Here is a 22,678-nt window from a genome sequence, read left to right as displayed (position 1 = left end):
CCCCATGACTCTGCTTGCCTTCCGTACGCCCGCATCCGTCCTCACCACCGGCACGGACTCCGGAACGATCCCCGGCCCGGCCGCAGCAGCCCCGGCGCCTCGCCTGACCAGCACCGTCGCCAAGGAGTACGTCCACCGGGCCTGCCACGCCGAGGTCTTCCTCACCGGCAGCGAACAGCTCACGGACACCACCTTCGCCGTCACCGCGCAGTGGCCGCGGGCGCACACCTTCTTCAGCACCCCGGACGGCACCCGGCACGACCCGATCCAAGCTGCTGAAACGATCCGCCAAGCCGGGCTCTACCTCGCCCACACCCGGTTCGGCGTACCGCTCGACCACAAGTTCATGATGTGGAACCTCGACTACACCACCCGGTCGCGGCAGTTGCTGATCGGTGCGGCGCCGACCGACCTCACCCTGGAGGTCCAGCTCCTCGCCCAGCCGCGCCGCTCCGGCACCACCGTCGACTTCACGCTGGAGACCGTCGTCCGACGGGGCGCCCAGCTGGCCGCCACCGGCTACGCCCGCTTCACCACCGTTCCGGACTCCACCTACCAGCGGCTGCGCCGGGGCCGCCACTCCGCCGAGCTCCCGGCGGCGCCGACCGTGACCGCCGAGCCGCTCCCGCCGGCCCGGGTCGGCCGGCTCCGCCCGTGCGACGTCCTGCTGGCCCCGGCGGACGCCCCCGGCACCTGGCACCTCACCCCCGACTTCTGGCACCCGATCCTCTTCGACCACGCCAACGACCACATCCCCGGCATGGTGCTGTTGGAGGCGGCCCGGCAGGCGGCCAACGCGCTGAGCAGCCCGGCCACCGTCACACCGACCGCCGCGGCCACCACCTTCCACCGGTACGCCGAGCACGACGCGCCCACCACGATCACCGCCCAGCACACCCCCGGCGGGGACCCGGACGCCCTCACCACCACCGTGACCGGCCACCAGCACGGCGAGCCGATCTTCACCACCGTGCTCACCGGCCACCCGGACCACCGCTGACCCGACGACCGCCGCCGCACCGACCTCCGGAGTACCCCCTCGCAACGCTCGAACGGCCCGCCCGACCCTCCCGGTCCGGCGGGCCGTCCGCGTGCCGACGACGCCCGCGGGGGCTGCGGCCACGGGCACCAGCCGATTCCGGGGGGCCCACCACGGGCCGGCCCCGGCCGGAACGCCCCGCTCCCGGACTGGCACCGGGGCGAACACCTGCGCGAGGATGTCACCCCCTGGATCCCGCTGCCAACAGGAGTCCGCCGTGAGTGAAGTCCCTTCGCAGCAGAACGAGTTGATAAGACTCGCCGACCGCCCCGGCACCGACGACGCCCCCGGCTGCGACGGACGGACCGGCGGCCGGAACGTCCGCGTACGCGTCCTCGGACGGCACGCGCCGGGCTCACTGCTCGGACACGACTGGCTGGACTGCGAGATCACCGTCACCGCGGACTCGGTACGCGGGCAGTTCGTCACCCTGGTGACCGACCGCCACCTCAGACAGTGGGAGACCGCCCTGGACCGACTCGGCCGCGGCTCCGCGGTCCGCTGGCTGGACGAGGAACACGGACCGGAGCTACGCATCGAACCCGGCCGCCCCGGCGGCCTCTGGGTGACCGTCTCCGACGCGGAGGAATCCGGCGTCACCCTCCGGGTCGTACTCTCCCCCGCACCGAACTGGCTGGCCGAGCAACGCACCCTGCTCCGCCTCGTCCGCAGTGCCTACCCGGCCGAGGTGGTCGAACTCTCCCCGGGCATCCACGCCTGGCGCGGAAACCTGCCCGACGAGAGTTGATCGATCGTCACCTCTAATACTGCGCCAGCGTTCCAAGCCGCACGGACGATCAGTCGGGAACAGCGAGAAGAAAGACCGGGCCGCACCGCCGACCATGACCAGCGCGAGCTGGTGCAACCCGACCGTCTCACCCGGTGCGGCGCGTTCGTAGCGCCGCACCGGGTGCCCGGTGGCGCGGTCCGGGTGTGGGAGGTCGGCAAGGCGGCAGCGTCCGGTGAAGGTCAGCGGTGGTCACGGTGTGGCGTGAGGGCCTTCCGGGTGCCGGTGCGGATGTCACAGTCCGCACCGAGCCGGAAAGGCCCTCACTGAACCCCGTCACCCACCGTCGCGGTCAGTACGTCCAGGCGAACGGATCGGCCGTCACTTCTGCTGCCGCGGAGGCGTTCCCAGTCGCCCCAGCGAACGGTCGGGCACGGTGAGGAGGAAGAGCAGGGCCGCGCCGCCGAGCATGAACAAGGCGAGGTGGTGCAGCCCGGCCGTGGTGGCGCCGTGCGGGAAGAAGGCGGCGTTCGCGGCGGAGGCCGCCATGGCGCCGAGGTACATGAAGGTGCGCAGCAGCCCGGCCGCCGAGGCGATGGCGGCGGGGTCCGCCTGGTGGTAGAGGGCGGTCTGGGTGCCGAGCCCGATCAGCCCCTGTGAGACACCCGCCAGCACGCCGACTCCGATCAGCAGGGCGCCGGGGCTGTTCGCGTGGACCAGCAGCAGGGCGGCGCAGGCCGCGATCTGGCAGGCGGAGCCGACCAGCAGTTTGCCGCGGACGCCCGGGCTGCGGCCGCTGGCCCCGGCGGCCGCGAGCGCGGTCAGCGAGAGCGGCAGCAGCACGAGTCCGGCGGTGGCGGCGGACAGGCCGCGCCCCTTCTCCAGCCACTGGGTGTAGCCGTAGAGGAAGGCGTAGATGGCGGTGTAGCCGAGCACCTGGCGCAGGTAGGTGGCGACCAGCGGGCGGTTGCCGGCGAGCGCCCGCAGGTCGATGAAGGGGGCGCGGGCCCGCCGCTCGCGGAGGGCGAAGGCGACGGCTGCCAGGAGGGCGAGCACCGGCAGGTACCAGCGAGCAGGGCCGGGCTTCATCAGGAACAGCATCAGGGCGAGCAGGAGGACCGCGAACAGCGCGATCCCGAGGTGGTCGAGGCGTTCCGGACGCCCGGGGCGCTCACCGCCGTCGGCAGGGTCCAGGCGGCGGGCGGTGACGGGCAGCCGGGCCGCACCGAGTGCCAGGCAGGCCAGTGACAGCGGGACGTTGACGGCGAAGACCGTGCGCCAGCCGCCCGCGCCGATCAGCAGACCGCCGAGGGTGGGGCCGACCACCGCGACGGTCTGGTTGGCGACGGCCAGTACCGTCAGCACCCCGGTGGGGCTGGACCGCCCGGTCCGCTCGGCCTCGCTGCGGGTCAGGTGCATCGCGGCGGGGTAGGCCGCGGAGGTGCCCAGTCCGAGCAGCACCCGGGCGGTGATCAGCAGTCCGAGCGACGGGGCGAGCGCACCGAGCAGTCCGGCGAGGCCGACCAGGGCCGTCCCGGCGAGGTAGAGCCGGCGCGGGCCGTGGGTGTCCACCAGCCGCCCGATCACCGGCTGGCCGATGGCGGTGGCCAGGTAGAGCCCGGTGACCAGCCAGGCGGTCTCGGCGGGCGGCGCGCCGAAGGCGGCGCCGACGGGCACCAGGGCCACCGCGATCATCGACGAGTTGATCGGGTTGAGCACCGAGCCGAGCACCATCGGCGCGATCAGCCGGCGGTTGAACCCGTCGTCCGGAGCGGGCTGCCGGCGGCGCGGCCGGAGCCGGGCGAGCAGGGCGGCCGGGCCGGTCGTCACCGGTTCAGCCGGTCTATCAGGGCCAGCGCCTCCAGCACGGTGGCGCGCTCGGCCTCGGTGTAGTGCTCCGCCATGGCCCGGGTCAGCCACTCCTCACGGGCCTGGCGGCTGTCCGCGACCCGGGCCAAGCCGACCTCGGTGAGGCTGACCACCTGACGGCGGCCGTCCTCGGGGTCGGGGCGGCGCCCGACCAGTCCGTGCTGTTCCAGCGCGGCGAGGGTGGCGGCCATCGACTGCGGACGGACCCGCTCGGCGGCGGCCAGCGCGCTGGCGGAGGCCGGACCGTCGTTGATCAGCCGGCTGAGCACGGCGGTCTGGGAGGGCGTCAGGTCGCTGGTGCCGCTCGCCTCCCGGAGGGTGCGGCGCAGCCGGCTGAAGACGGCGCGCAGTTCACGGGCGGCCAGCGCCGCGCTGTCGGGAACCACGGTTTCGGCGGACCCGGCGGGCCCGGCGGGGTCGGCCGGGGCGGTACGGGCGGTTCGCTTCTCGGTCACGGTTCCACGGTAATTTCATCAGTCTGGACTGTCCAGTCTGAACTGAAGATTTCCTGAGGGTGGACCGGGCCCTCCACCACCCGTGCCCCGGCCCGGCGGCGGGCCCGGATAATGACGGCATGATCGACAAGCAGCTCCGCGTCGTCCTCGCCGAGGACTCGGTGATCCTCCGGGACGGCATGGTCGAACTCCTCACCGCCCGGGGGTGCGCGGTGGTCGCCACCGCCGGGACGGCACCCGAGCTGATCGCCGCCGTCACCGGGCACCGGCCCGACGTGGCCGTGGTGGACATCCGGATGCCACCCACCCACACCGACGAGGGCATCCGAGCAGCCGTGGAGATCCGGGCCACCCTGCCGGAGGTGGGCATCCTGGTCTTCTCCCAGCACGTCGAGACCGCCTGGGCGGCCCGGCTGCTGGCCGACGGCGCCTCCGGCATCGGCTATCTCCTCAAGGAGCGGGTGGCCCGCACCTCCGAGTTCGTCGACGCGCTGCACCGGGTCGCCGCAGGCGGCACGGCCCTCGACCCGGAGATCGTCAACGGTCTGCTGCACGGCGGACGGCGTAGCCGGGTGGACGCGCTCACCCCGCGCGAGCGGGAGGTGCTGGAGCTGATGGCGCAGGGGCACTCCAACCGTTCGATCGCCACGCTGCTGGTGGTCTCGGAGCGGGCGGTGGAGAAGCACGTGGCCGCCGTGTTCGGCAAGTTCGACCTGCCCGCGACCGAGGCCGACAACCGGCGGGTCAAGGCCGTGCTCGCCTACCTCTCGGAGAGCGGCGCCTCCTGAGGTAGCACCTCCCGGGACGGCGACCCCGACCGCCCGGGCCGTGGCCGCCCGTCAGAGCCGGCCGGGCAGTTCGGCGCTGACCGCCGTCGGCCCGCCGGGCGGGCTGTCCACTCGCAGCGTCCCGTCCAGCACCGCGAGCCGCTCGGCCAGGCCGGTGAGCCCGCTACCCGCACCGATCACGGCGCCGCCGTGCCCGTCGTCGCGCACGGTCAGCCGGACCCTCCCCTCGGCGGCGCTCACGCTCAGCTCCACCGACCGCGCGCCACTGTGCTTGGCCACGTTGGTCAGCAGTTCGGCCGCACAGAAGTAGACGGCCCGCTCGATCGCCTCCTCCGGACGCTCCCGAAGGTCCAGCCGGACGTCGACCGGCACCGGCGAGGTGGCGGTCAGCCCCGGCAGCGCCTCGGCCAACCCGCCCTCCAGCGCCACCGGGTGGATGCCCCTGGTCAGCCGGCGCAGACCGGTGATGGTGTCCTCGGCCTGCCCACGGGCCCGGTCCACCAGGGTCCGCAGCCGCCCGAGGTCGAGCCCGTCCGAGCCACCCTCGGCCGGAAGGCCCACCGGCGGAAGGCCCACCGGCGGCGCGCCCGCCCCCAGCACGTCGTCGGCCAGCGACAGCGTGATGGCGAGCGCGACCAGCTGCGCCTGGGTGCCGTCGTGCAGGTCGCGTTCCAGGCGCCGCAGTCGGTCGGTGCCCTCGGCCAGCAGGATGGACCGGGCCTTCTCCAGCTGACGCACCCGCTGGTCCGAGCGCACCGGCCCGAGCAGGGTACGGGCCAGCGTGCGGTTCGCCCCTCCGAGCGCCTGCACCGCCGCTGGTACGGCGACCAGCACCGCGAGGCCGATCGGGATCGCGCCCAGGTCCAGCAGGCCGATCGACCTCGGGCCCGGCTCCATCATCCGCACCCAGAGCGGGAAGCCCACCAGCCAGACGCTTCCGAGCGGGAGCCCGACCACGGCCAGGAAGCCGAGCACGCCCAGCGGCAGCCGGAGGAAGAGGTAGAGCAGCGCCCGCCAGGCCACCGGATCGGTCAGCACCACCCGGCCCCGCGCGAACACTCCGGCCGGACGCGGCAGCGGCCGCGGTGCCGGCACCTCCTCCCCGAGCAGCCGCGCGACCAGCCACCGGTGCAACCCGCCGAGCCTCCTCGCCCCGAGCAGCGCGGCCGCCACGAACGGCAGGCCCAGCACGGTGAGCGAGAACAAGGCCCCCGCGTAGAGGACGGCGACGGCGTACACGCCGCCGAGCACCCCGAGCGGCAACCCGAGCACCGCGAAGGCCAGTTCACCACCGCGCACCGACCGGTACCGCCGCCGCTCAGCCACCGTCCACCTCACCACTCGCCCACCGACACCCACCGACAATCACTGACCAGCACTCACCGACCGGCATTCAGCCGCCGACCGGCCCCCAGCATCCACCAGGACCCGCCCGGACCACCGCATCCACCTGCCCTTCCGTCCGCACGGCCCCTCGGACAGCCATGGCACCGACCCCACGCCCACCCGCCGTGGACGCCGGCCTCCGCCTCACCCCCGTTCCCCGCCCGTCGTCTCCACCGCCGAACCGCCGACCGCCCACAGCCCCGTGCCCACGATCCCCGGCACCGTGAGCACCACCGCCCCCAGCACCACCCAGGCGCACGCCGTGCCCGGCACCACCGGCACCACCGAGCCCGTCACCGCCAGGCTGAACGCCCCCGAGGCCGCGGCCGCCACCGCCGCACCCAGCAGCACACCGATCGCCGTGGTCAGGACCGCCTCCACGCCGAGCATCCGCAGCAGCTGCCGCCGCGTCGCCCCGACCAGGCGCAGCAGCGCGAACTCGCGGCGCCGGTCGGCGGTCAGCGCCACCAGGGTGTTGACCGTGGAGACCGCCGCGAAGCAGACCAGCATCCCGAGCTCCGCCTCGCGCAGCCAGATGTCGCTCTGCTTGGTGACGCTGGTCGCGGCGCCCGTCGCCCGGACGACGTGCTCGGCGGTGCCGGTCAGGACCAGCAGGGTGCCGGAGAGCCCGACGAGCAGCGCGACCGGCACCACCGCCGAGGAGAGCCGGACCGCGTAGCCGCGCAGGTTGGCGTCCGCCAGCCAGCCCGCCCGGGGCGCGAGCACCCGCGCCGGGGCGCCGAGCACCGCCGCCAGGACCCGCGCCGCCACCGGCCCCAGCAGTCCGACCGCGACCAGCAGCACCAGCGAGCCGAGCAGCGCGGCCTGCCCCGCCTTGTCCAGCTCTCCGGCCGGCCGGCTCGCCGCCAGTCGCAGCAGCAGCCCACCACCCGCAAGCACCGCCAGCCCGGCGAGCACCCGCGGCACGGGCGTCCGCCGTGGCCCGCCCACGCCCTCGGTCAGTGCGGCGGCCGGGGCGGGCCGGGTGATCCGGCGGGCCGCCACGGCACTGGCCGCCAGGCCCACCAGCAGCGCCACCGCGAGCCCGATCAGCGCCGGCACCGGCGCCCCGGGTATGCGCAGCCCGGGTGCGGCCATGCCGCGCCGCTGGAGTGCTGCGAGGAAGGCCCGGGCGGCGAGGAAGCCCACCAGGCCGCCCGGCCCGGACACCAGCAGGGTGGTCGCCACCACCTGCGCGCGCACCACCCGCCGGACCTGACGGGGTGTCGCCGCGACGGTGCGCAGCAGCGCCAGGTCGCGGTGCTGCTGGCGCAGGGTGAAGCCGAGGGCGTTGACCACGACGAACAGCGCGACCAGGACGGCGATCTCGCCGAAGGCCCCGGCGATCAGCACCAGGCCCGGCCCGGACACCGCCGTGCGCGCCACCGCGGCCGGCGCCGTGACCTGGGCGGCGACCAGCGACCCGAACAGCGTCACCGCCGCCACCGCCAGGAACAGCGCCGTCCCCAGCCCGGCGAAGGAGGCCGGGCGGCGGCGGATCTGCCCCGCCGAGAGGCCCAGTACGGGACTGCTCATCGTGCTCACCCGCCCAACCGGCTCAGCCGCTCGGCGACCTGCGCGGCCGTCGGCGCGGTCAGCTCGTCCACCAGCAGGCCGTCGGCCAGCAGCAGCACCCGGTCCGCGTACCCGGCGGCGACCGGGTCGTGGGTGACCATCACGCAGGTCCGTCCGTCGGTGTCGACGCCCGAACGCAGCAGGCCGAGGACCTCCTGCCCGGTGGCCCGGTCCAGCGCGCCGGTCGGCTCGTCGGCGAACAGCACCTCCGGCCGGGAGACCAGCGCCCTGGCTATCGCCACCCGCTGCTGCTGACCGCCCGACAGCTGCCCGGGCCGGTGCCGCTCCCGCCCGGCCAGCCCGACCCGGGCCAGCGCCTCCCGCACCGCGGCCCGCTCCGGCGGCCGCCCGGCGAGCCGGCCGGGCAGCTCGACGTTCTGCCCGACCGTCATCGCCGGCATCAGGTTGAAGGCCTGGAACACGAACCCCACCCGGGTGCGGCGCAGCTCCGCCAGCCGCCGCTCGGGCAGCCCGGACACCTCGGTGCGGCCCCACCGCACAGTGCCCCCGGTCGGACGGTCCATCCCGGCCAGGCAGTGCAGCAGGGTGGTCTTGCCGGAGCCCGACGGCCCCATCACCGCCGTGAACGTCCCCGGCGCGAAGGCCACCGAGACCCCGCGCAGCGCTTGTACGGCCGCCGTGCCCCGCCCGTACTGCCGGTGCAGCCCGACCGCGCTCAGGGCCGCGTCCGTCACCCCGTCGTGCGCCGCCGTGGCGGCGGCTGTCGTCATCCCGTTCATGCCCTCCATCGTGGGCGTCCGGGGCCGGGAGATCGATTGTGCTGGCACCCGAATCCGGGGTTCGGAAAACCGAACCTCGCAGGTGGTGCTACGTCCCCTCGGGCGGATTGCGGGCCTCCCAGGCCCGGGGGGCGAGGCCGTAGGTCGCCTCCAGGCGCACCGGCCGGTCGTCCACGTCCAGCAGTGCCGCCAGGGCGTCGGCGACCTCGGGCGTCCGGTCGGCGGACGGGGCCAGGACGGACGCAGCAGCGCGCCGCAACCCGACGGCCTCCTCCTCCGGGCACTCACGACCGCCCAGGGCTCGGAGGACCTCGGCGAGCACCCCGCCGTCCGGCTCGGCCGACGCCCAGGCGACGAGCAGCTCCGTCTCCTCCGCCTCGTACTCGACCGCGTGCCCCATCCCCAGGAGCGGGGCGTCGCACAGGAAGGCCGCGAGGAAGCGGCGGTGCGCGGGGTCGGGGTGCCGGTGGTGGGCCGTCAGGGCCGACCAGGTCTCCCGACTTCGGCGTTCCCCGAGCACGAACCGGACGGCCTGCTGCCCGACGTGCCCCGGCTCCCGGTGCCGGACGGCCCTGGCCACCAACTCGTCGACCGGGGTGAGGAGGCGGAACCTCCACTCCAGCCCGGTCAGCACGGCCCCGTGCCCGGCGCGCACGGTCAGCCCGCCGAGGGAGACCTGCTCGACATCCGCGTACTGCTCGGTCACCCACACCCGCTCCGCCGGCCCCACGGCCCCGGTCCGTCGCCGCAGTTCCTCCTCCGTCCCCGTCTCGTACCAGGCCCTGGCCAGGGCGAGCAGGTGCTCACGGGCGTCGGCGGGCAACCGCAGCGCCGGGTCCTTCCCCAGCACCGCCCCGACCAGCGCCGACGAACCGAGGTCCACCGCGCGCAGCAGCGGGGTCGTCCCGTCGGGCAGCGGACGGTCCGGATCGGCACCGTGGTCGACCAGGACACCGGCGACCTCGTGGTCGAACCCGTTCACGGCCACCCACAGCAGGGGCGGCCCGTCCGCATCGCAGGCGTTCGGATCCGCGCCTGCGGCGAGTACCTCCCACACGGCGTCGACATCCCGCGCCCGTACCGCCGCCACCAGCCGCCCGTCCGCCGTCATCCGCCGACTCCCCCCTCGCCGCACAGCCTCCACCGGCGCACCCTAAGCCCGCCGGAGCCGGGCACGCCCTCCCCTTTACGCCCCCGCCTCCCGCCGGGCCCGCCCGACGGGGAATCATGATCCGGTGACCATCGACCTGCTGCCCGAGCCGCGCTTCGGCCCCACCGAGGCGGAGGTGTGCGGGCTGCCGACCCCGCACGGCGGACTGCCGCCCGGCGGGGTGCGCGGCACCTTCGTCCGTGGCTGCTCCCGGGCGACGGCCTGCTCTTCCAGCCGGGCAAGCGCATCCTGCCGCTCACCGTAACCGCACCCGGCCCCCGCTTCCCCATCCCTCACCACGCCACCCACCCACAGGAGTCACCATGACCACCACCCCCCTGACCGTCGCCGTCCTCGGCCCCGGCGGCGTCGGCGGACTGATCGGCGGGCTGCTCGCCCGCGACGGCCACCGGGTCGTCTGCCTGGCCGGCGAGACGACCGCGGCCGCGATCGCGCGGGACGGACTGCGGGTCCGCAGCGCCGAGTTCGGCGAGTTCACCGTCCGGGTGGAGGCGGCGACCGAGCTGCGCGAGCCGGTCGACGCCGTCTTCGTGACGGTCAAGGAGACGGCGCTGGCCGCCGCGCTGGACCGGTTGCCCGCGGAGGTGCTCGGCACCGGGATCGTGGTGCCGCTGCTCAACGGTCTGGACCACATGGCCGTGCTGCGCGAGCGCTACCCGGCCGCACGGGTGGTGGCCGGCACGATCCGGGTCGAGGCCGCCCGGACGGCGCCCGGACTGATCGAGCACACCAGCCCGTTCGCCGCCATCGAGCTGGGTGCGAACGCCGAACCCGACTCCCCCGTGGCCGAGTTCGCCGAGCAGCTGCGGCACACCGGTCTGGACGTCGCACTGCGCGAGGACGAGACGGCGATGCTGTGGAGCAAGCTCTCCTTCCTCGCCCCGTTCGCCCTGCTGACCACCCGCCACGCGAGCGGGATCGGCACCGTACGCACCGAGCACCGGGCCGAACTCCTCGCCGTGCTGGACGAGATCACCGCCGTCACCCGGGCGGTCGGCGCGCCGGCGGACGCGCAGACGCTGCTCGCCTCCTTCGACCGCATCCCCGGGACGATGAGGTCCTCGATGCAGCGCGACGTGGAGGCCGGACGGCCGACCGAGTTGGACGCCATCGGCGGCGCCGTGCTGCGGGCGGCCGACGCGCACGCGGTGGCGGTTCCGACCATCGCCCGCCTGGTGCACGACCTGTCCGAATCCGCCACCCGGTAGTGCCCGCCCGGGCGTTCACCCCGCGGAAGGCACCGCGGGGTGAACGCCCGCATCCCTCCCGCACAAAACTGACGGAACATCATATTCCGATGGAAGCAAAGACTTTCCCAACGGTTCATGCAGTCTTCCGGAACCTCCGCACGGCGGACCGGCGTTGATAAGGCGGGAGGGATAGAGACATGACAAGGAAGCCGTACCGTCTGGCCGCCACCACGCTCGCACTGCTGCTCGCGGCCCCGTTGTTCACCGCGTGCGACGCCGACCAGGCCCTGGACTGTGGAAAGCGGGCGATCAGCCTCACCGGCGACGTCCAGGACCTCGCGGATTCGGCGATCAACGTCGGGCAGATCACCGACGAGAGCCGCCGCAACCACACCGTCGAGGCCTTGCGGAAGGTCGCCGACGACACCAAGAAGATCCGCGAGGGTAACGGGGACAAGATCGACGCGGCCGCCGACCGGCTCTCCAAGGCCGTCAACGACGCCATCGACCGGGTCTCCAAGGGCAAGCAGCCCGACTTCAAACCGATCACCGACGCTGCCGGCGAGATCGGGAAGGCCTGCGCCGACTCCTGACGCACGGGGGGCACCCCCCGTCTCCCCACGCCACCAGCTCCCGGCCCGGCGCCGCCCCGGCCGGGAGCCGGTCCCCGCCTCGGGCCCCGGCCTGTCGCCGCCGCACCGGCACCGCCAGGCGGTAGGAATGGCACCGGACCGAACCGCACCCCGGAGGCACCGGTGAACCACCCGATCCTCGACCAGATCCAGCACCTGTGGGCCGAATTGGCACCCGGCGACACCGCCCCCGCGCTGGTCACAGCGCTCGCCGACGGCACCGCGCCGCGCTCGGCGCTGGCCGAACTCGCCGCCCAGCAGCACCGGATCATCCGCTCCGACCGCCGCAGCCTGCTGCTGCTCGCCGGCCGCACCGCGGACCGGCCGGTCAGCGCCTGGTTCGCCACCCTGGCCGAGGGCGAGAGCGCCGCGCTGCGCACCCTGCCCGCGCTCGGCGCCGCCGTCGGACTCGACCACGGCGCGCTGGAGGCCCGCCCGCCGCTGCCCGGGTGCCAGGCCTACCCGCACTACCTCGCCTGGCTCGCCCTGAACGGCGAGCCCGCCGCCGCGGCCGCCGCGCTCGTCGCCAACTTCGCCGCCTGGGGCGGCTACTGCGCCACGATCGCGCAGGCGCTGCGCCGCCAGTACGGCTTCTCCGACGAGTCCTGCGCGTTCTTCGACTTCTTCGCCCAGCCCGCGCCCGAGCTGGAGCAGCAGGCCGCCGACGCCCTGGGCCCGGACCGGCTGGACGAACCGACCCTGGCCACCGCGCACGAGTACGGGCTGCTGCTCCAGGCCTACGAGCACCTGTTCTGGGACACCCTGGGCGTCATCGACGCCTGAGGGCGAACCGTCCGGCCCGCCCCGGCGCCAGGAGGCCTCAGGCCTGCCAGTGCGGCTTCCCGCTGACCATCCGGCAGTAGATCACCCGGCCGCCGGCCTCGTGGGTGCTCTTGCCCAGGTCCGCGTTGCGGCAGAACTGGCCCGCCTCGTAGCAGTTGCCCGCGTTCGAGCGGATCTCGCATCCGGCGCCGGCACCGGCCGCCGCCGCGGGGGGCTCCGGGTCGTTCGGCGGCTGGGCCGTGGTCACCTTCGGCTGCGGCGCCTTGGTGGCGGGCGGCTGCGCGGGGGCGCTGGGCTGGCCCGGAGGGGCCGCGGGCGGGGGCGTGGCCACCGGTGCCGCGGGTGCCGGCTGGGCCGGCGGGGTGCTGGCCGGGGCCGCCGGCGGGACCGCCGCGGCGGGCGTCGCCGGCGGGGTGGTCGCCGCGGGGGTGGTGGCGGCGGTCGGCGTGGCCGAGGCCGTGGCACCGCCGTCGGCCGCCGACGGGTCGCAACCCGTCAGCGCCAGGCCGACGGTGAGCACGAGTCCGGCGAATCCGGCCAGGCCGGCCCGACGGCGACCGGGTATCCGTGAAGGCATGGGAGGAGAACGCTCCGTTCCGTTTGGATGAGTCGTGCGATTGAAGCAGGAATCGCACACGGACCGTCCACCGAATCCCCACTCGTTGGCAGATCGAGACCTTCCGGTCACCGACCGTCGCCACCCCGCCCCGAACCCCGGCCGCCCACCGGCCAGTCCCGCCCTGTTCGACCGTCCGACCAGACCGGCCGTCAGCGCGGCCCCGCCGTCACCGCAGCCCCGCCGTCCGGCGCTCGAACACCGCGGGGCGGGCGGTCTCCAACGCCGTGGCGACCGCGCCGAGGAGCACCGCCTCCTCCCCCAGGAGGCTCGGCGCGAGCGTCGGCCGCATCGGGGCGAGCCCGTGCAGGGCCCGCTCCAGCGGCTCCAGGAGCAGGTCCGCGCTGCTGCCGATCCCGCCGCCCAGCACCACCAGGTCCGGGTCCAGGACGGCCGAGAGCACGGCCACCGCGTAGGCGAGCCGCTCGGCCTCCCGCTCCACCGCCCGGACCGCCGCGGGCTCCCCGGCCCGGGCCCGCTCGAAGACCTGCTTCGCCGTCAGCTGCCGCGCCGCGGACTCCCCGTCCAGCCCGAAGTCCCGGGCGGCGCGCACCACGGCGTCCGCGGCGGCGTCCTGCTCGATGGTCGCGGGCGGCTCGCCGGGCCGCCCGGACAGCGGCACCAGGCCGATCTCGCCCAGCCCGCCATGTGCGCCGAGCAGCAGTTCGCCGTCCTTCACCACGCCCAGCCCGAGCCCGGTGCCGACCAGCAGGTAGGCGAACATCCGGCTGCCCCGCCCGGCGCCCAGGGTGTACTCGCCGAGCGCCGCCAGGTTGGCGTCGTTGGCCACCGAGACGGCCGTCCCCAGGCCCTCGCCTATCCGGTCGAACAGTCCCGGCCTGTCCCAGCCCGGCAGGCTGTTGGCGTAGCGCACCCCGCGCCGCTGCTCGTCCCACACCCCCGGGGTGCCGATCACGGCGTGCACGATGTCCCCGGCCGCCGGGCCCGCCTCGGCGATCGCCTCGTGCGCGGCGGCGACCACGGCGTCGGCGACGGCGTTCGCCGAGCGGCCCCGGTTGGCCACGTCCCGGCGGGCGACCATCGTCCCGGCCAGGTCCGCCACCGCCACCCGCAGCCGGGCCCGGCCGATGTCCACGCCGAGCACGTGCCCGGCCGTCGGGTCGACCTCGTACAGCACGGCGGTGCGGCCGCGCTCGGGGGCCAGCCGCCCGGCCTCCCGGACCAGTCCGGCCCGCTCCAGCTCGGCCAGCGCGGCCGAGACGGTCGGCTTGGACAGACCGGTGTCCCGGGCCAGCTGGGCGCGCGTGGAGCCGCCGCCGGTGCGCAGCAGCTCCAGCAGCAGCCACTCGTTGTTGCTGCGCAGCCGCTGCCGGTTCCACGGCACCCCGGGGGCCCCGGCCGCCGGGCGACTGGTCGGCTGGTGGGGGCTCATCGGGTTCCTCCGGTCTGGGTCTTCGGGCGCGGGTCGGTACGGCCGGGTCGTACGTCCGGGCCGGTGCGGCCGAGTCGGTACGTCCGGGCCGGTACGGCCGGGTGGGCCCGGCCCGGGCCGCGGCGTCCGGGGCGGGCGCCGCCGCCCAAGTATGACCGGTGATCATCCGGCGTTCGCCTGCCGTATCCCCACGGCCCCACCCACGCCTCCCCACCACTTCCCCACTCCCCCGCGGCCTCGCCGCCGGCTCCGTGCGGAGCCGGCCGCACCCCGTTACAGCACCGTCTCCGACCGGTCAACGTTTCACCCACTTGTGGGCGTGCCGCGCCCGGGCGCGTGATCATGGGCGTATGCACTTCCGGCACGGCAACCGAGCAGAGGGGCCGCGGCCCGCGTCACCGGACTCCCGGTCCCTGGCGGCGACCGCGGCCGCCCTCGCCGCACGGCTCGGCGCCTTCACCAGTGGTGACAGCACCGGCGGTGGCAGCGCCGGCGGCGACGGCCCGGGCGACGATCCGGAGCGGCTCCGTGAGGTCCTCGCCGCCGCCCCGGTCGGCGTCGCGCTGCTCGACGAGCGGCTGCGCTGGCAGTACCTGAACGCGGCCTTCACCACCGCCACCGGGCTGCGCCGCGCCGACCTGCTCGGCCGCGCCGCCGGGACCACCGCCTTCGCCGGGGCCCTCGGCATCCTGCGCCGGGTCCTCGCCGACGGGCTCGCCCGCGAGCACGCCACCGGCGGGCCGGACGGCGCGGGCGCCCCCGTACCGCCCGGCCTTCGGGTGCGCTACCGGGCCCTGCGGCACTCCGGGCGGACCACCGGCGTGATCGTCGTCGTGCTGGACGACCCCGACCCGGCCCGCGAGCAGCTGCGCGAGCTGGAGCGGGCCCGGGCCCGGCTCGCCCTGCTGGACGCCGCCACCGAACGGATCGGCACCACCCTCGACGTCGGCACCACCGGCACCGAGCTCGCCGCCTTCGCCGTCCCCCGGCTCGCCGATCTCGCCACCGTGGACGTGCTGCCGCCCGCGGTCGAGCCGGCCCGGGTCGGCCACGGCGCGTCCCAGCGGCTGCACCGCGTCGGTGCCCGGGCCGTACCCGCGCTGGCCGACGCCCTCGCCGAGCTGCCCCGGCCCGGCGAATCGATCCGCCACCGGGAGGGCTCGGCCGCCGCGCGCAGCCTGGCGGGCGGCGTCGCCGTGCTCACCGAGCCCGGGCCCGAGGACTCCTGCCCGGCCGGGACCGCCTCGCTGCTGGTCCTCCCGCTGGCCGCCCGGGGCCGCCTGATCGGGCTGCTCACCCTCGGCCGCACCGCCGCCGGCCCGGCCTTCACCCCCGACGAGGCCGCCCTGCTCGGAGATCTCGCCGCCCGCGCCGCCACCGCCCTCGACAACGCCCGCAGCTTCGCCCGGTCCCAGGGCATCGCCCTGGAGCTCCAGCGGGCGCTGCTGAGCGAGCCCGGCAACCCCCACCAGAACCTCTCCCTCGCCTCCCGGTACCTTCCGTCCGGGAGCTCCTCGGTGGTCGGCGGCGACTGGTTCGAGACGGTCCGCCTGCCGTTCGGGCGCACCCTGCTGGCGATGGGCGACGTCATGGGGCACGGCGTCGAGGCCGCCGTCGACATGAGCCACTACCGCTCCGCGCTGCGCGACCTCGCCGGGATGGACCTGCCCCCGCACCGGATCCTGCGCCAGCTCGACAACGTCATCTCCGCCGACGACTCCGCCCGCCCGGCGACCTGCCTGCTGGCCCTCGCCGACCCGGGCCGGGGCCGCTGGACCCTCTCCAGCGCGGGCCACCTGCCGCCCGCCCTGATCGCCCCCGGCCGTCCGACCGAGCTGCTGCGCGTCCCCACCGGGCCGCCGCTCGGCACCGGCTTCGGCGGCTACGAGCAGACCGCCCACCCGCTCCTGCCGGGCCAGACCCTGCTGCTCTACACCGACGGCCTGGTCGAGCGGCGGGACGAGGACATCGACGCCTCACTCGAGCGGCTCGCGGCCCTGCGCCTGCCCGCCACCGGGAACCTCGACGAGCTGCTCGACGCCGTCCTCCACTCCCTCGCCCCGCCCCCGGCCGCCGCCGAGGACGACATCGCCCTGCTGGTGGCCCGCCCCCGGCAGCGCTGACGGGCCGCCGCGCGCCGGTCCTCACCGCGACAGCCGCCCGGCCCTGACGGCCCCTCGGCCCGCACCTCCCCTTGCACTCCGCCCGCACCTCCCCCCGCCCCCGCACCTCCGCTCACACCTTCGCCAGCGCCCGCCGGACGTCCGCCCAGATGTCCTCGGGGTGCTCGATGCCCACCGACACCCGCACCGTCCCCGGGCCGATGCCCGCCGCCGCCAACTCCTCGTCCGACAGCTGCCGGTGGGAGGTGCTGGCGGGGTGCAGCACCAGGGTGTGCACGTCGCCCAGCGACGGGGCCAGCGAGGCGAGCCGGACGGACTCGGTGAACGTCGCGGCCGCTTCCCGGCCGCCGGCCAGGTCGAAGGCCAGGACTCCGCCGTGGCCGTCGGGCAGCAGGCGGCGGGCGAGGTCGTGGTCGGGGTGAGTGGGCAGCCCCGGGTAGTGGACGGCGGTGACCGCGGGGTGGGCGGCGAGCCGGCCGGCCAGGTCGAGCGCGGTCTCGCACTGGCGGCGGACCCGCAGGGCGAGGGTCTGCATCCCGCGCAGGGTCAGCCAGGCGGCGAACGGGTCGGCGGCGGCGCCGAGGTCGAGCGAGCGCCGCCAGACCCGGTGGTGCAGCGCCGGGTCGGCGAAGACGGCGATCCCGCCGAGGACGTCCGAGTGTCCGCCGAGGTACTTGGTCACGGAGTGGATCACGATGTCCGCACCGTGCTCGATCGGGCGGCACAGCAGCGGGGTCGCGAAGGTGTTGTCCACCACGCTCACCACCCCGGCCCGCTTGGCGACGGCGATCAGCCCGGGCAGGTCGGTGACCCGGGTGGTGGGGTTGGAGATGGTCTCCAGGAACAGCACCCGGGTGGTGGGGCGCAGTGCGGCCGCCACTCCGGCCGGGTCGTCGCCGCTCACGTAGCCGACCTCGACGCCCCAGCGCTCGGTGAGGTCGGTCAGCGCGCCGACGGTGCCGCCGTACAGGCTGCGCTGGGCGATCACGTGGTCGCCGGCGCGCAGCAGGGCGAGCAGCGCGGTGTTGATCGCCCCCATGCCGGAGGCGGTGGCGAGGGCGCCGGTGCCGCCCTCGAGTCCGGCGACGGCCTGCTCCAGCGAGCGGACGGTGGGGTTGCCGAAGCGGTTGTAGAAGAAGGCGCCGTCCGGTCCCCCGTGGGCTCCGGCGAGCGCGTCGCCGGTGTCGAAGGCGAACAGGTGGCTCTGGTGCAGCGGGACGCCCAGCGGACGGCTGCCGGTGACCTCGGTGAGCGGCGGGTGGACGACCCGGCTCTCGGGGCGCAGCTCGTCGGGGGCCTCGTGGGAGTGGTGGTCGCTCATGGCGTTCATCCTCGGGCGGTCCTGGCGCCCGGGCCATGGCCAATCGCCGTCGAGTGGCCTGCCCGGGCGGTCGTTCCGGCCCACCGCCCGGAGGCGGTGGCGACGCCCGGGTCGCGGCGGCGGGTGGTTCCCCTCTACGACGGGTGGCTGCCGACCACGGCGGGTGGCTCCCGGCGGCGGCGAGAGACTCCCGACGCCTCGCGGCTACTCGCGGCTACTTGCGGCGGCTGAAGATCCGCTTGGCCGCGTAGACGATCCCGACGATCAGCAGCACCACGAACAGGATGATCAGGATCACCACGACCAGCAGGAACTTGCCCAGCTTGGCGAAGAAGCCCGACTTCTTCTTCTCCTCCTTGGCGAGGTTCGCGGCCTCGGCGGTGGAGGCACCGGAGGCGACCGTGGTGACGGAGGCACCGGAGGCGGCGCTCGCCCCGGTACGGACCTCCGTACCGGCGTCCGCGGTGGAGGCCCCCACGGCCGCCCCCGGGTTCGCGGCGGCGGCCGCGACGGTTCGGGGTGCGGCCACCGCCGCCGCGCCCGACGCCACGGCGGTGAGGCCGGTGGCGGCCAGCAGGGCCACCAGGGCGCCAGCCATCGAACGTATGATCCGACTAGTCATCGTGCTCCTCAAAGCGGTTCCGGAGCAGCGCGGACCCCGCCGATCTGACCAATTTCTCATGGTCTGACCAGCTGGTTTTCCCATCCGCGCCTAGTATGCTCCACTGAAGTTCTACAGCGGTGTAAAAGTTTAGCGACGGGCCCTGCCCGGATCGGCTCCGGCCCCCGGCCACGCGAACCCGCCGCTTCGACGGGGGGCGCGTGGCAACTGTGGAGGATGACGACGTGTCTGGCCGCAAGGGTTCCCCCGGAGCCGAGAATTCGCCGCACCGGGCGGGCGGGCGCCGGAGCACCGGCCGGAGGGCCGACCGGACCGGAACCGGTCAGAACCCGGACAGCTCGGACATAGCGGAGGGCCCGGCGGAGGGCCGTGCGGCGGGCCGGGCGAAGAAGAAGCCCAAGCGCGGCACCAAGGAGAAGGTGCTCTGGGCGACCGCCGGCTGCACCGCCCTCGCCGTCCTCGGCGGCGCCGCCCTCTACTACCGGCTCAACAGCAACATCAGCACCTTCGACGGCGACGCCCTCAGCAAGGACCGCCCGGAGGCCGCGGCCCCGGACTCCCAGGGCCGCACTCCGGTCAACGTGCTGATGATCGGCTCGGACAGCCGCGGCAACGGCAACAGCGACCTGGGCGGCGGCGGGGACGGCGGCGCCCGCTCGGACACCGCGATCCTGCTGCACGTCTACGCCGACCACAAGCACGCCGTCGGCATCTCCATCCCCCGCGACTCCCTGGTCACCATCCCGCCGTGCAAGCTCCCCAACGGCAAGTGGACCAAGGAACAGACCAATGTGATGTTCAACAGCGCCTTCTCGGTCGGCGACAGCGACCAGGGCAACCCGGCCTGCACCCAGAACGCCGTCGAGAAGCTCACCAACCTGCGCGTCGACCACACCATCGTGGTGGACTTCAACGGCTTCGCGTCGATGACCAAGGCGGTCGGCGGCGTCGAGGTCTGCCTGCCGAACGACATCCACGAGGGGGACCTCAACCCCAACCTCGGCCACAAGGGGAAGCTGCTCTTCGCCAAGGGCAAGCAGAAGGTCGAGGGCCAGAGCGCGCTGGACTACGTCCGGGTGCGGCACGGCATCGGCGACGGCTCCGACATCGGCCGCACCAAGCGCCAGCAGGCCTTCCTCTCCTCCCTCATCAAGGAGGTGAAGTCCCACGGCATGGACCCGACCACGCTGCTGCCGCTCGCCGACGCGGCCACGAAGTCGCTGACCGTCGACCCCGGCCTCGGCTCCGCCGCCAAGCTGCTCTCCTTCGCCATGGAACTCAAGGACGTGGACCTGCACGACATCAAGTTCCTGACCGTGCCGTGGCGTTACGAGGGCCCGCGGGTCGCCCTGGTCCACCCGGACGTGGACCAGCTCTGGGCCGCGCTCAAGGCCGACCGCACCATCGACGGCCAGGACGCGAGCGCCCCGGCCGAAGCCGGCTCCGCCTCCCCCGCCGCGGATCCCGCCACCACCCCCGCGGCCGCTCCGGCCCCGACGGCCGCCCCGGACGCCAAGGCCGCCGAGGTGAAGGTCTCCGTACTCAACAGCACCGGCGAGACCGGGCTCGGCGGCCGGGCCGCGGAGACCGTCAAGGGCGCCGGCTACACCGTCACCGGCGTCGGCAACGCGGTCGGCAAGCCGCGCAGCACCACCGTCGTCGAGTACGGCACCGGCGAGCGCACCGCCGCCGAGTCGGTCGCCAAGCTCTTCCCCGGTGCGACCGTGCAGCCCGGCGGCCGGGGCGTCAGCGTCGTCCTCGGCCACGACTTCGCCGCCGCCAACCCGGCGGGCCCGGCCACGCCGGCCTCCGGTGGCGCCGCCACCGCGCCGGCCCCGCTGCCCACCAGCATCAGCGGCGCCGCCCGCTCGGCCGACGACGACCCCTGCGCCAACCTCTCGTACGGCTGAGCCCGGCCCGCTCGCACAGCGGTCCCCCCGTACGACGGCGGGGCGCCCCCGGATCATCGCTCCGGAGACGCCCCGCCGTCGTACGTCCGAGGGGTGTCAGCGCCTCGTCCCGCAGGACGGACAGAACGCGGCGCCGTCCGGGACGTCCTGGCGGCAGCCCGTGCACTGGACGGGCTGCGCCAGCCGGAAGCCGCAGCCCGGGCAGAACGGCGTACCGTGGGTCTCGGTGTGGCACTGCGGGCAGACCAGCTGCCGCGGCGTGCTGACGTCGTACCCGGCCCCGGACTGCTGCCCGGCCTTGAACGCGCGCTCGGTGACCGCGTCGTTGAGACCGCGGTGCTGCGCCGCCACCGCCTCGGCCGCGGTGTCCGGGGCGCAGTTGTGGCACAGGCCCTGGGCCGGGTCGAAGCAGCGCCCGCAGGTGTACTGGGTGCACCGGGCGCAACGGTTGAAGTGGGACTGGGCGTTGGTGATGGCCCGCTGGAACGCGGCGTCCCGCGAGGTGCCCCAGGTCTGCCCGGCCAGCCCGTCGGCGGCGTTGCTGATGGTGTTGGCGTTGCCGCCGATCAGGTTCCAGGCCGCACTGACGCCCTTGCCTATCCAGCCGGCCATCTGGCCGGTCCGGAACGGTTCGAACGTCGAACGCCAGGTGTCCGAGCAGCGATAGCAGTAGAACTCGAACTGGAAGCCCGCGCCGGTGCCGTGCTGCTCGCACATGTCGCGGTAGTTGCTGCTGAAGTAGATCTCCGAACTCACGTCGTCCCCGGTCGCTCAATGGCCTGTCAGCGGTCGCTCCCAGGGACGATAGGGCCCATCGAACGGTTCCGCCAACAACGTTCGACCGTCCCCGATCAGAGCCCGGTGACCGGCAGCAGCAGTACCCGTGCCGGATCGAACGGCTGCCAGCGCGCGGGCTGCCCGCTGCGGCCGATCCGCAGCCGGCACCAGCGCTGCCCGGCCGCGTCCTGCCACCACCCGCTGATCCGGCCGAGCGCCCAGGCACCGCCCCCGAGGTCCACCTCGACCGGCTGGTAGACCCACTGGACGTCCCGGTCCGCCGGTTCCGTTCCCACCGGACCTCCGGCGCCCACGGGACTGCACTGACTCTCCATCACGGCTCCGTCTCCCGACCCGGACCCGGCCGCCGGACGCCCCGCTCGGGGGCGGCCGACGGCCGGGGTGCAGCTCACCTCCTGAACTCTACAGGCGTGTAGAGGTCAGCGGGAGGAGTTCCGTCGAAGACGATCGACCCGGCCGGAGGACCGGCCGGGTCGGGGTACCGGGGCGAGCCGACCTCAGCGGTCCTTCCGCATCGAGGGCTCCTGCACCGACGGCGTGCGCGCCGACGACCTGCGCGCCGACCGCCGCCGCTGCCACAGGGCCAGCGGCACGATCCCGGCCAGCGCGGCGGCCTCCGGCGCCGGCGGCGCCTCGAACGGCGCGCCGGCCGCGCCCGCCGCCCCGGCCGGCACCTTGTCGAAGGTGTCCGGGACGGGCAGGGTGGACCAGTCGGACAGCGGCCAGGCGACCACGAAGGCCCGGCCGACCACGTTGTCCACCGGCACGAAGCCGTCGCCGGTCTCGTTGTGGTGCCAGCGGGAGTCCCGCGAGTTGTTGCGGTGGTCGCCCATCACCCAGAGCTTGCCCTTGGGCACGGTGACGGTGCCCACCGGGTCGTTGTCGCAGGGCGTCGCACCGGGGAACAGGTACGGCTCGTCCAGCGCGACGCCGTTCACCCTCAGCGGCGCGCCCGCCTCGCAGTCGACGGTGTCCCCGCCGACCGCGATCACCCGCTTGATCAGGTCCTTCTCGTCCGCCGAGGGCATCAGGCCGACGGTGCTGAGCACCTTCTGGACACTGCCCATGACGGAGTCGCCGGAGCTCGCCGGCGTGCCCTCCAGCCAGCCGCCCGGATCGCGGAACACCACCACCTCGCCGCGCTCGGGCTTGGCGCCGAACCACGGGGTGAACTTGTCGACCAGCACCCGGTCGCCGATCGCGAGGGTCTGCTCCATCGAGCCGGAGGGAATGGAGAAGGCCTGCACGAAGAAGGTCTTGATGCCGAGCGAGAGCAGCAGCGCGATCACCAGCAGGATCGGCAGCTCCTGCCAGAACGGGCGCTTCTTCCGGGGGCGCTCGGCCTCCTCGTCGGCCTTCCCGGGAGCGTCGGCGCCCGCGTTCACCGCGTCCGCCCCCTCCGCCACCGCGGTGCCCGTACCCGCCTCCGCCCCCGCCCGGCCGTCCCCGGCCCCCTCGCGCTCCGCGGCTCCGCCGCTCTCGCCGGACTCCGCGCTCTGCTGCACAGTCATTTCCTCGGCCCCTCCGACGGCCTGGCGGG

The 22,678-nt window shown here is 75.0% G+C and carries 22 protein-coding genes; 9 read left to right on the top strand and 13 right to left on the bottom strand.

The genetic code is table 11. From position 1 onward, the window contains the following. The first annotated feature begins 4 nt into the window (after positions 1-4). Both ACLWS4_RS10455 and ACLWS4_RS10450 read left to right on the top strand, forming a co-directional pair. Positions 5-1,000, top strand: a complete 996-nt coding sequence (locus ACLWS4_RS10455; protein WP_079272588.1) for a ScbA/BarX family gamma-butyrolactone biosynthesis protein — start codon at positions 5-7, stop codon at positions 998-1,000. A gap of 256 nt (positions 1,001-1,256) precedes the next feature. Further along, entirely contained in the window at positions 1,257-1,787 is a 531-nt protein-coding gene (locus ACLWS4_RS10450; protein ID WP_198959461.1) for a DUF5959 family protein, read from the top strand. A 360-nt stretch (positions 1,788-2,147) separates the two neighbouring features. Here ACLWS4_RS10450 and ACLWS4_RS10445 read toward each other — a convergent pair whose 3' ends face one another. Further along, a complete protein-coding gene (locus ACLWS4_RS10445; protein ID WP_416873964.1) occupies positions 2,148-3,500 on the bottom strand; it encodes an MFS transporter in 1,353 nt (450 codons plus the stop codon). 92 nt (positions 3,501-3,592) lie between these two features. Further along, a complete protein-coding gene (locus ACLWS4_RS10440; protein ID WP_049654197.1) occupies positions 3,593-4,021 on the bottom strand; it encodes a MarR family winged helix-turn-helix transcriptional regulator in 429 nt (142 codons plus the stop codon). A gap of 188 nt (positions 4,022-4,209) precedes the next feature. Between ACLWS4_RS10440 and ACLWS4_RS10435 the strand changes: the two genes are divergently transcribed. Further along, complete coding sequence (locus tag ACLWS4_RS10435; protein ID WP_416873879.1) at positions 4,210-4,878, top strand: response regulator; 669 nt, start codon at positions 4,210-4,212, stop codon at positions 4,876-4,878. 51 nt (positions 4,879-4,929) lie between these two features. On the opposite strand, the gene ACLWS4_RS10430 is transcribed toward ACLWS4_RS10435, so the two are convergent. The 4 genes from ACLWS4_RS10430 to ACLWS4_RS10415 form a co-directional block, all read right to left on the bottom strand. Then, positions 4,930-6,204, bottom strand: coding sequence for a sensor histidine kinase (locus ACLWS4_RS10430; protein ID WP_416873878.1), 1,275 nt, complete (start codon positions 6,202-6,204; stop codon positions 4,930-4,932). A gap of 204 nt (positions 6,205-6,408) precedes the next feature. Then, positions 6,409-7,800: an FtsX-like permease family protein gene (locus tag ACLWS4_RS10425; RefSeq protein WP_416873877.1), complete on the bottom strand. Its 1,392-nt coding sequence runs from the start codon at positions 7,798-7,800 to the stop codon at positions 6,409-6,411. 5 nt (positions 7,801-7,805) lie between these two features. After that, positions 7,806-8,570, bottom strand: a complete 765-nt coding sequence (locus ACLWS4_RS10420; protein WP_074004966.1) for an ABC transporter ATP-binding protein — start codon at positions 8,568-8,570, stop codon at positions 7,806-7,808. Positions 8,571-8,667: 97 nt separating this feature from the next. Next, the gene (locus ACLWS4_RS10415; protein WP_416873876.1) at positions 8,668-9,690 is read right to left on the bottom strand and encodes an ankyrin repeat domain-containing protein; all 1,023 of its coding nucleotides are present in this window, start codon (positions 9,688-9,690) and stop codon (positions 8,668-8,670) included. A 124-nt stretch (positions 9,691-9,814) separates the two neighbouring features. On the opposite strand from ACLWS4_RS10415, the gene ACLWS4_RS10410 reads away from it, so the two are divergent. The 4 genes from ACLWS4_RS10410 to ACLWS4_RS10395 all read left to right on the top strand — a co-directional run bounded on the left by ACLWS4_RS10410 (position 9,815) and on the right by ACLWS4_RS10395 (position 12,355). Further along, positions 9,815-9,994, top strand: a complete 180-nt coding sequence (locus tag ACLWS4_RS10410) for a hypothetical protein (RefSeq protein WP_416873875.1) — start codon at positions 9,815-9,817, stop codon at positions 9,992-9,994. A 58-nt stretch (positions 9,995-10,052) separates the two neighbouring features. After that, positions 10,053-10,958, top strand: a complete 906-nt coding sequence (locus tag ACLWS4_RS10405; protein WP_416873874.1) for a ketopantoate reductase family protein — start codon at positions 10,053-10,055, stop codon at positions 10,956-10,958. A 179-nt stretch (positions 10,959-11,137) separates the two neighbouring features. Next, positions 11,138-11,533 carry a hypothetical protein gene (locus ACLWS4_RS10400; RefSeq protein ID WP_049658815.1) on the top strand — a complete coding sequence of 132 codons (396 nt, stop codon included), beginning with the start codon at positions 11,138-11,140 and terminating at the stop codon, positions 11,531-11,533. Positions 11,534-11,695: 162 nt separating this feature from the next. Then, positions 11,696-12,355, top strand: coding sequence for a transcriptional regulator (locus ACLWS4_RS10395; protein WP_416873873.1), 660 nt, complete (start codon positions 11,696-11,698; stop codon positions 12,353-12,355). A 37-nt stretch (positions 12,356-12,392) separates the two neighbouring features. Here the strand turns inward: ACLWS4_RS10395 and ACLWS4_RS10390 are convergent, their stop codons facing one another. Together ACLWS4_RS10390 and ACLWS4_RS10385 are read right to left on the bottom strand one after the other, a co-directional pair. After that, positions 12,393-12,932, bottom strand: a complete 540-nt coding sequence (locus ACLWS4_RS10390) for a hypothetical protein (protein ID WP_387826590.1) — start codon at positions 12,930-12,932, stop codon at positions 12,393-12,395. A 208-nt stretch (positions 12,933-13,140) separates the two neighbouring features. Next, complete coding sequence (locus tag ACLWS4_RS10385) at positions 13,141-14,364, bottom strand: ROK family protein (protein WP_416873872.1); 1,224 nt, start codon at positions 14,362-14,364, stop codon at positions 13,141-13,143. A 350-nt stretch (positions 14,365-14,714) separates the two neighbouring features. On the opposite strand from ACLWS4_RS10385, the gene ACLWS4_RS10380 reads away from it, so the two are divergent. Continuing rightward, on the top strand, positions 14,715-16,487 hold the full coding sequence (locus tag ACLWS4_RS10380; RefSeq protein WP_416873871.1) for a SpoIIE family protein phosphatase: 1,773 nt from the start codon (positions 14,715-14,717) through the stop codon (positions 16,485-16,487). Positions 16,488-16,599: 112 nt separating this feature from the next. On the opposite strand, the gene ACLWS4_RS10375 is transcribed toward ACLWS4_RS10380, so the two are convergent. Both ACLWS4_RS10375 and ACLWS4_RS10370 read right to left on the bottom strand, forming a co-directional pair. Further along, positions 16,600-17,808: a trans-sulfuration enzyme family protein gene (locus ACLWS4_RS10375; protein WP_416873870.1), complete on the bottom strand. Its 1,209-nt coding sequence runs from the start codon at positions 17,806-17,808 to the stop codon at positions 16,600-16,602. Between the two features lie 214 nt (positions 17,809-18,022). Next, entirely contained in the window at positions 18,023-18,406 is a 384-nt protein-coding gene (locus tag ACLWS4_RS10370; protein ID WP_380737765.1) for a hypothetical protein, read from the bottom strand. 248 nt (positions 18,407-18,654) lie between these two features. On the opposite strand from ACLWS4_RS10370, the gene ACLWS4_RS10365 reads away from it, so the two are divergent. Further along, positions 18,655-20,340, top strand: coding sequence for an LCP family protein (locus tag ACLWS4_RS10365; protein WP_416873869.1), 1,686 nt, complete (start codon positions 18,655-18,657; stop codon positions 20,338-20,340). A 96-nt stretch (positions 20,341-20,436) separates the two neighbouring features. On the opposite strand, the gene ACLWS4_RS10360 is transcribed toward ACLWS4_RS10365, so the two are convergent. The 3 genes from ACLWS4_RS10360 to lepB all read right to left on the bottom strand — a co-directional run bounded on the left by ACLWS4_RS10360 (position 20,437) and on the right by lepB (position 22,649). Beyond that, positions 20,437-21,096 (bottom strand): double zinc ribbon domain-containing protein, encoded by a 660-nt coding sequence (locus ACLWS4_RS10360; protein ID WP_049654596.1) that lies wholly within the window; start codon positions 21,094-21,096, stop codon positions 20,437-20,439. A 95-nt stretch (positions 21,097-21,191) separates the two neighbouring features. Continuing rightward, entirely contained in the window at positions 21,192-21,413 is a 222-nt protein-coding gene (locus tag ACLWS4_RS10355; protein ID WP_074004817.1) for a hypothetical protein, read from the bottom strand. Between the two features lie 222 nt (positions 21,414-21,635). Then, a complete protein-coding gene (gene lepB, locus ACLWS4_RS10350) occupies positions 21,636-22,649 on the bottom strand; it encodes a signal peptidase I (protein ID WP_082345913.1) in 1,014 nt (337 codons plus the stop codon). Positions 22,650-22,678: the final 29 nt, after the last annotated feature.

The organism is Kitasatospora sp. SC0581 (genome assembly GCF_048159585.1).
In the GTDB taxonomy this organism is placed as follows: Bacteria; Actinomycetota; Actinomycetes; order Streptomycetales; family Streptomycetaceae; genus Kitasatospora.
Note: the sequence above shows the minus strand (reverse complement) of the source record. Positions and strands in the feature narration are given on the sequence as shown.

Excerpts from the sequence above, each read along its gene's own strand:
- ACLWS4_RS10455 (WP_079272588.1), top strand. The coding sequence starts at position 5 with ATGACTCTGCTTGCCTTCCGTACGCCCGCATCCGTCCTCACCACCGGC.
- ACLWS4_RS10445 (WP_416873964.1), bottom strand. The coding sequence starts at position 3,500 with ATGGTGCTCGGCTCGGTGCTCAACCCGATCAACTCGTCGATGATCGCG.
- ACLWS4_RS10435 (WP_416873879.1), top strand. The coding sequence starts at position 4,210 with ATGATCGACAAGCAGCTCCGCGTCGTCCTCGCCGAGGACTCGGTGATC.
- ACLWS4_RS10425 (WP_416873877.1), bottom strand. The coding sequence starts at position 7,800 with ATGAGCAGTCCCGTACTGGGCCTCTCGGCGGGGCAGATCCGCCGCCGC.
- ACLWS4_RS10420 (WP_074004966.1), bottom strand. The coding sequence starts at position 8,570 with ATGACGACAGCCGCCGCCACGGCGGCGCACGACGGGGTGACGGACGCG.
- ACLWS4_RS10415 (WP_416873876.1), bottom strand. The coding sequence starts at position 9,690 with ATGACGGCGGACGGGCGGCTGGTGGCGGCGGTACGGGCGCGGGATGTC.
- ACLWS4_RS10405 (WP_416873874.1), top strand. The coding sequence starts at position 10,053 with ATGACCACCACCCCCCTGACCGTCGCCGTCCTCGGCCCCGGCGGCGTC.
- ACLWS4_RS10400 (WP_049658815.1), top strand. The coding sequence starts at position 11,138 with ATGACAAGGAAGCCGTACCGTCTGGCCGCCACCACGCTCGCACTGCTG.
- ACLWS4_RS10390 (WP_387826590.1), bottom strand. The coding sequence starts at position 12,932 with ATGCCTTCACGGATACCCGGTCGCCGTCGGGCCGGCCTGGCCGGATTC.
- ACLWS4_RS10385 (WP_416873872.1), bottom strand. The coding sequence starts at position 14,364 with ATGAGCCCCCACCAGCCGACCAGTCGCCCGGCGGCCGGGGCCCCCGGG.
- ACLWS4_RS10380 (WP_416873871.1), top strand. The coding sequence starts at position 14,715 with ATGCACTTCCGGCACGGCAACCGAGCAGAGGGGCCGCGGCCCGCGTCA.
- ACLWS4_RS10375 (WP_416873870.1), bottom strand. The coding sequence starts at position 17,808 with ATGAGCGACCACCACTCCCACGAGGCCCCCGACGAGCTGCGCCCCGAG.
- ACLWS4_RS10370 (WP_380737765.1), bottom strand. The coding sequence starts at position 18,406 with ATGGCTGGCGCCCTGGTGGCCCTGCTGGCCGCCACCGGCCTCACCGCC.
- lepB (WP_082345913.1), bottom strand. The coding sequence starts at position 22,649 with ATGACTGTGCAGCAGAGCGCGGAGTCCGGCGAGAGCGGCGGAGCCGCG.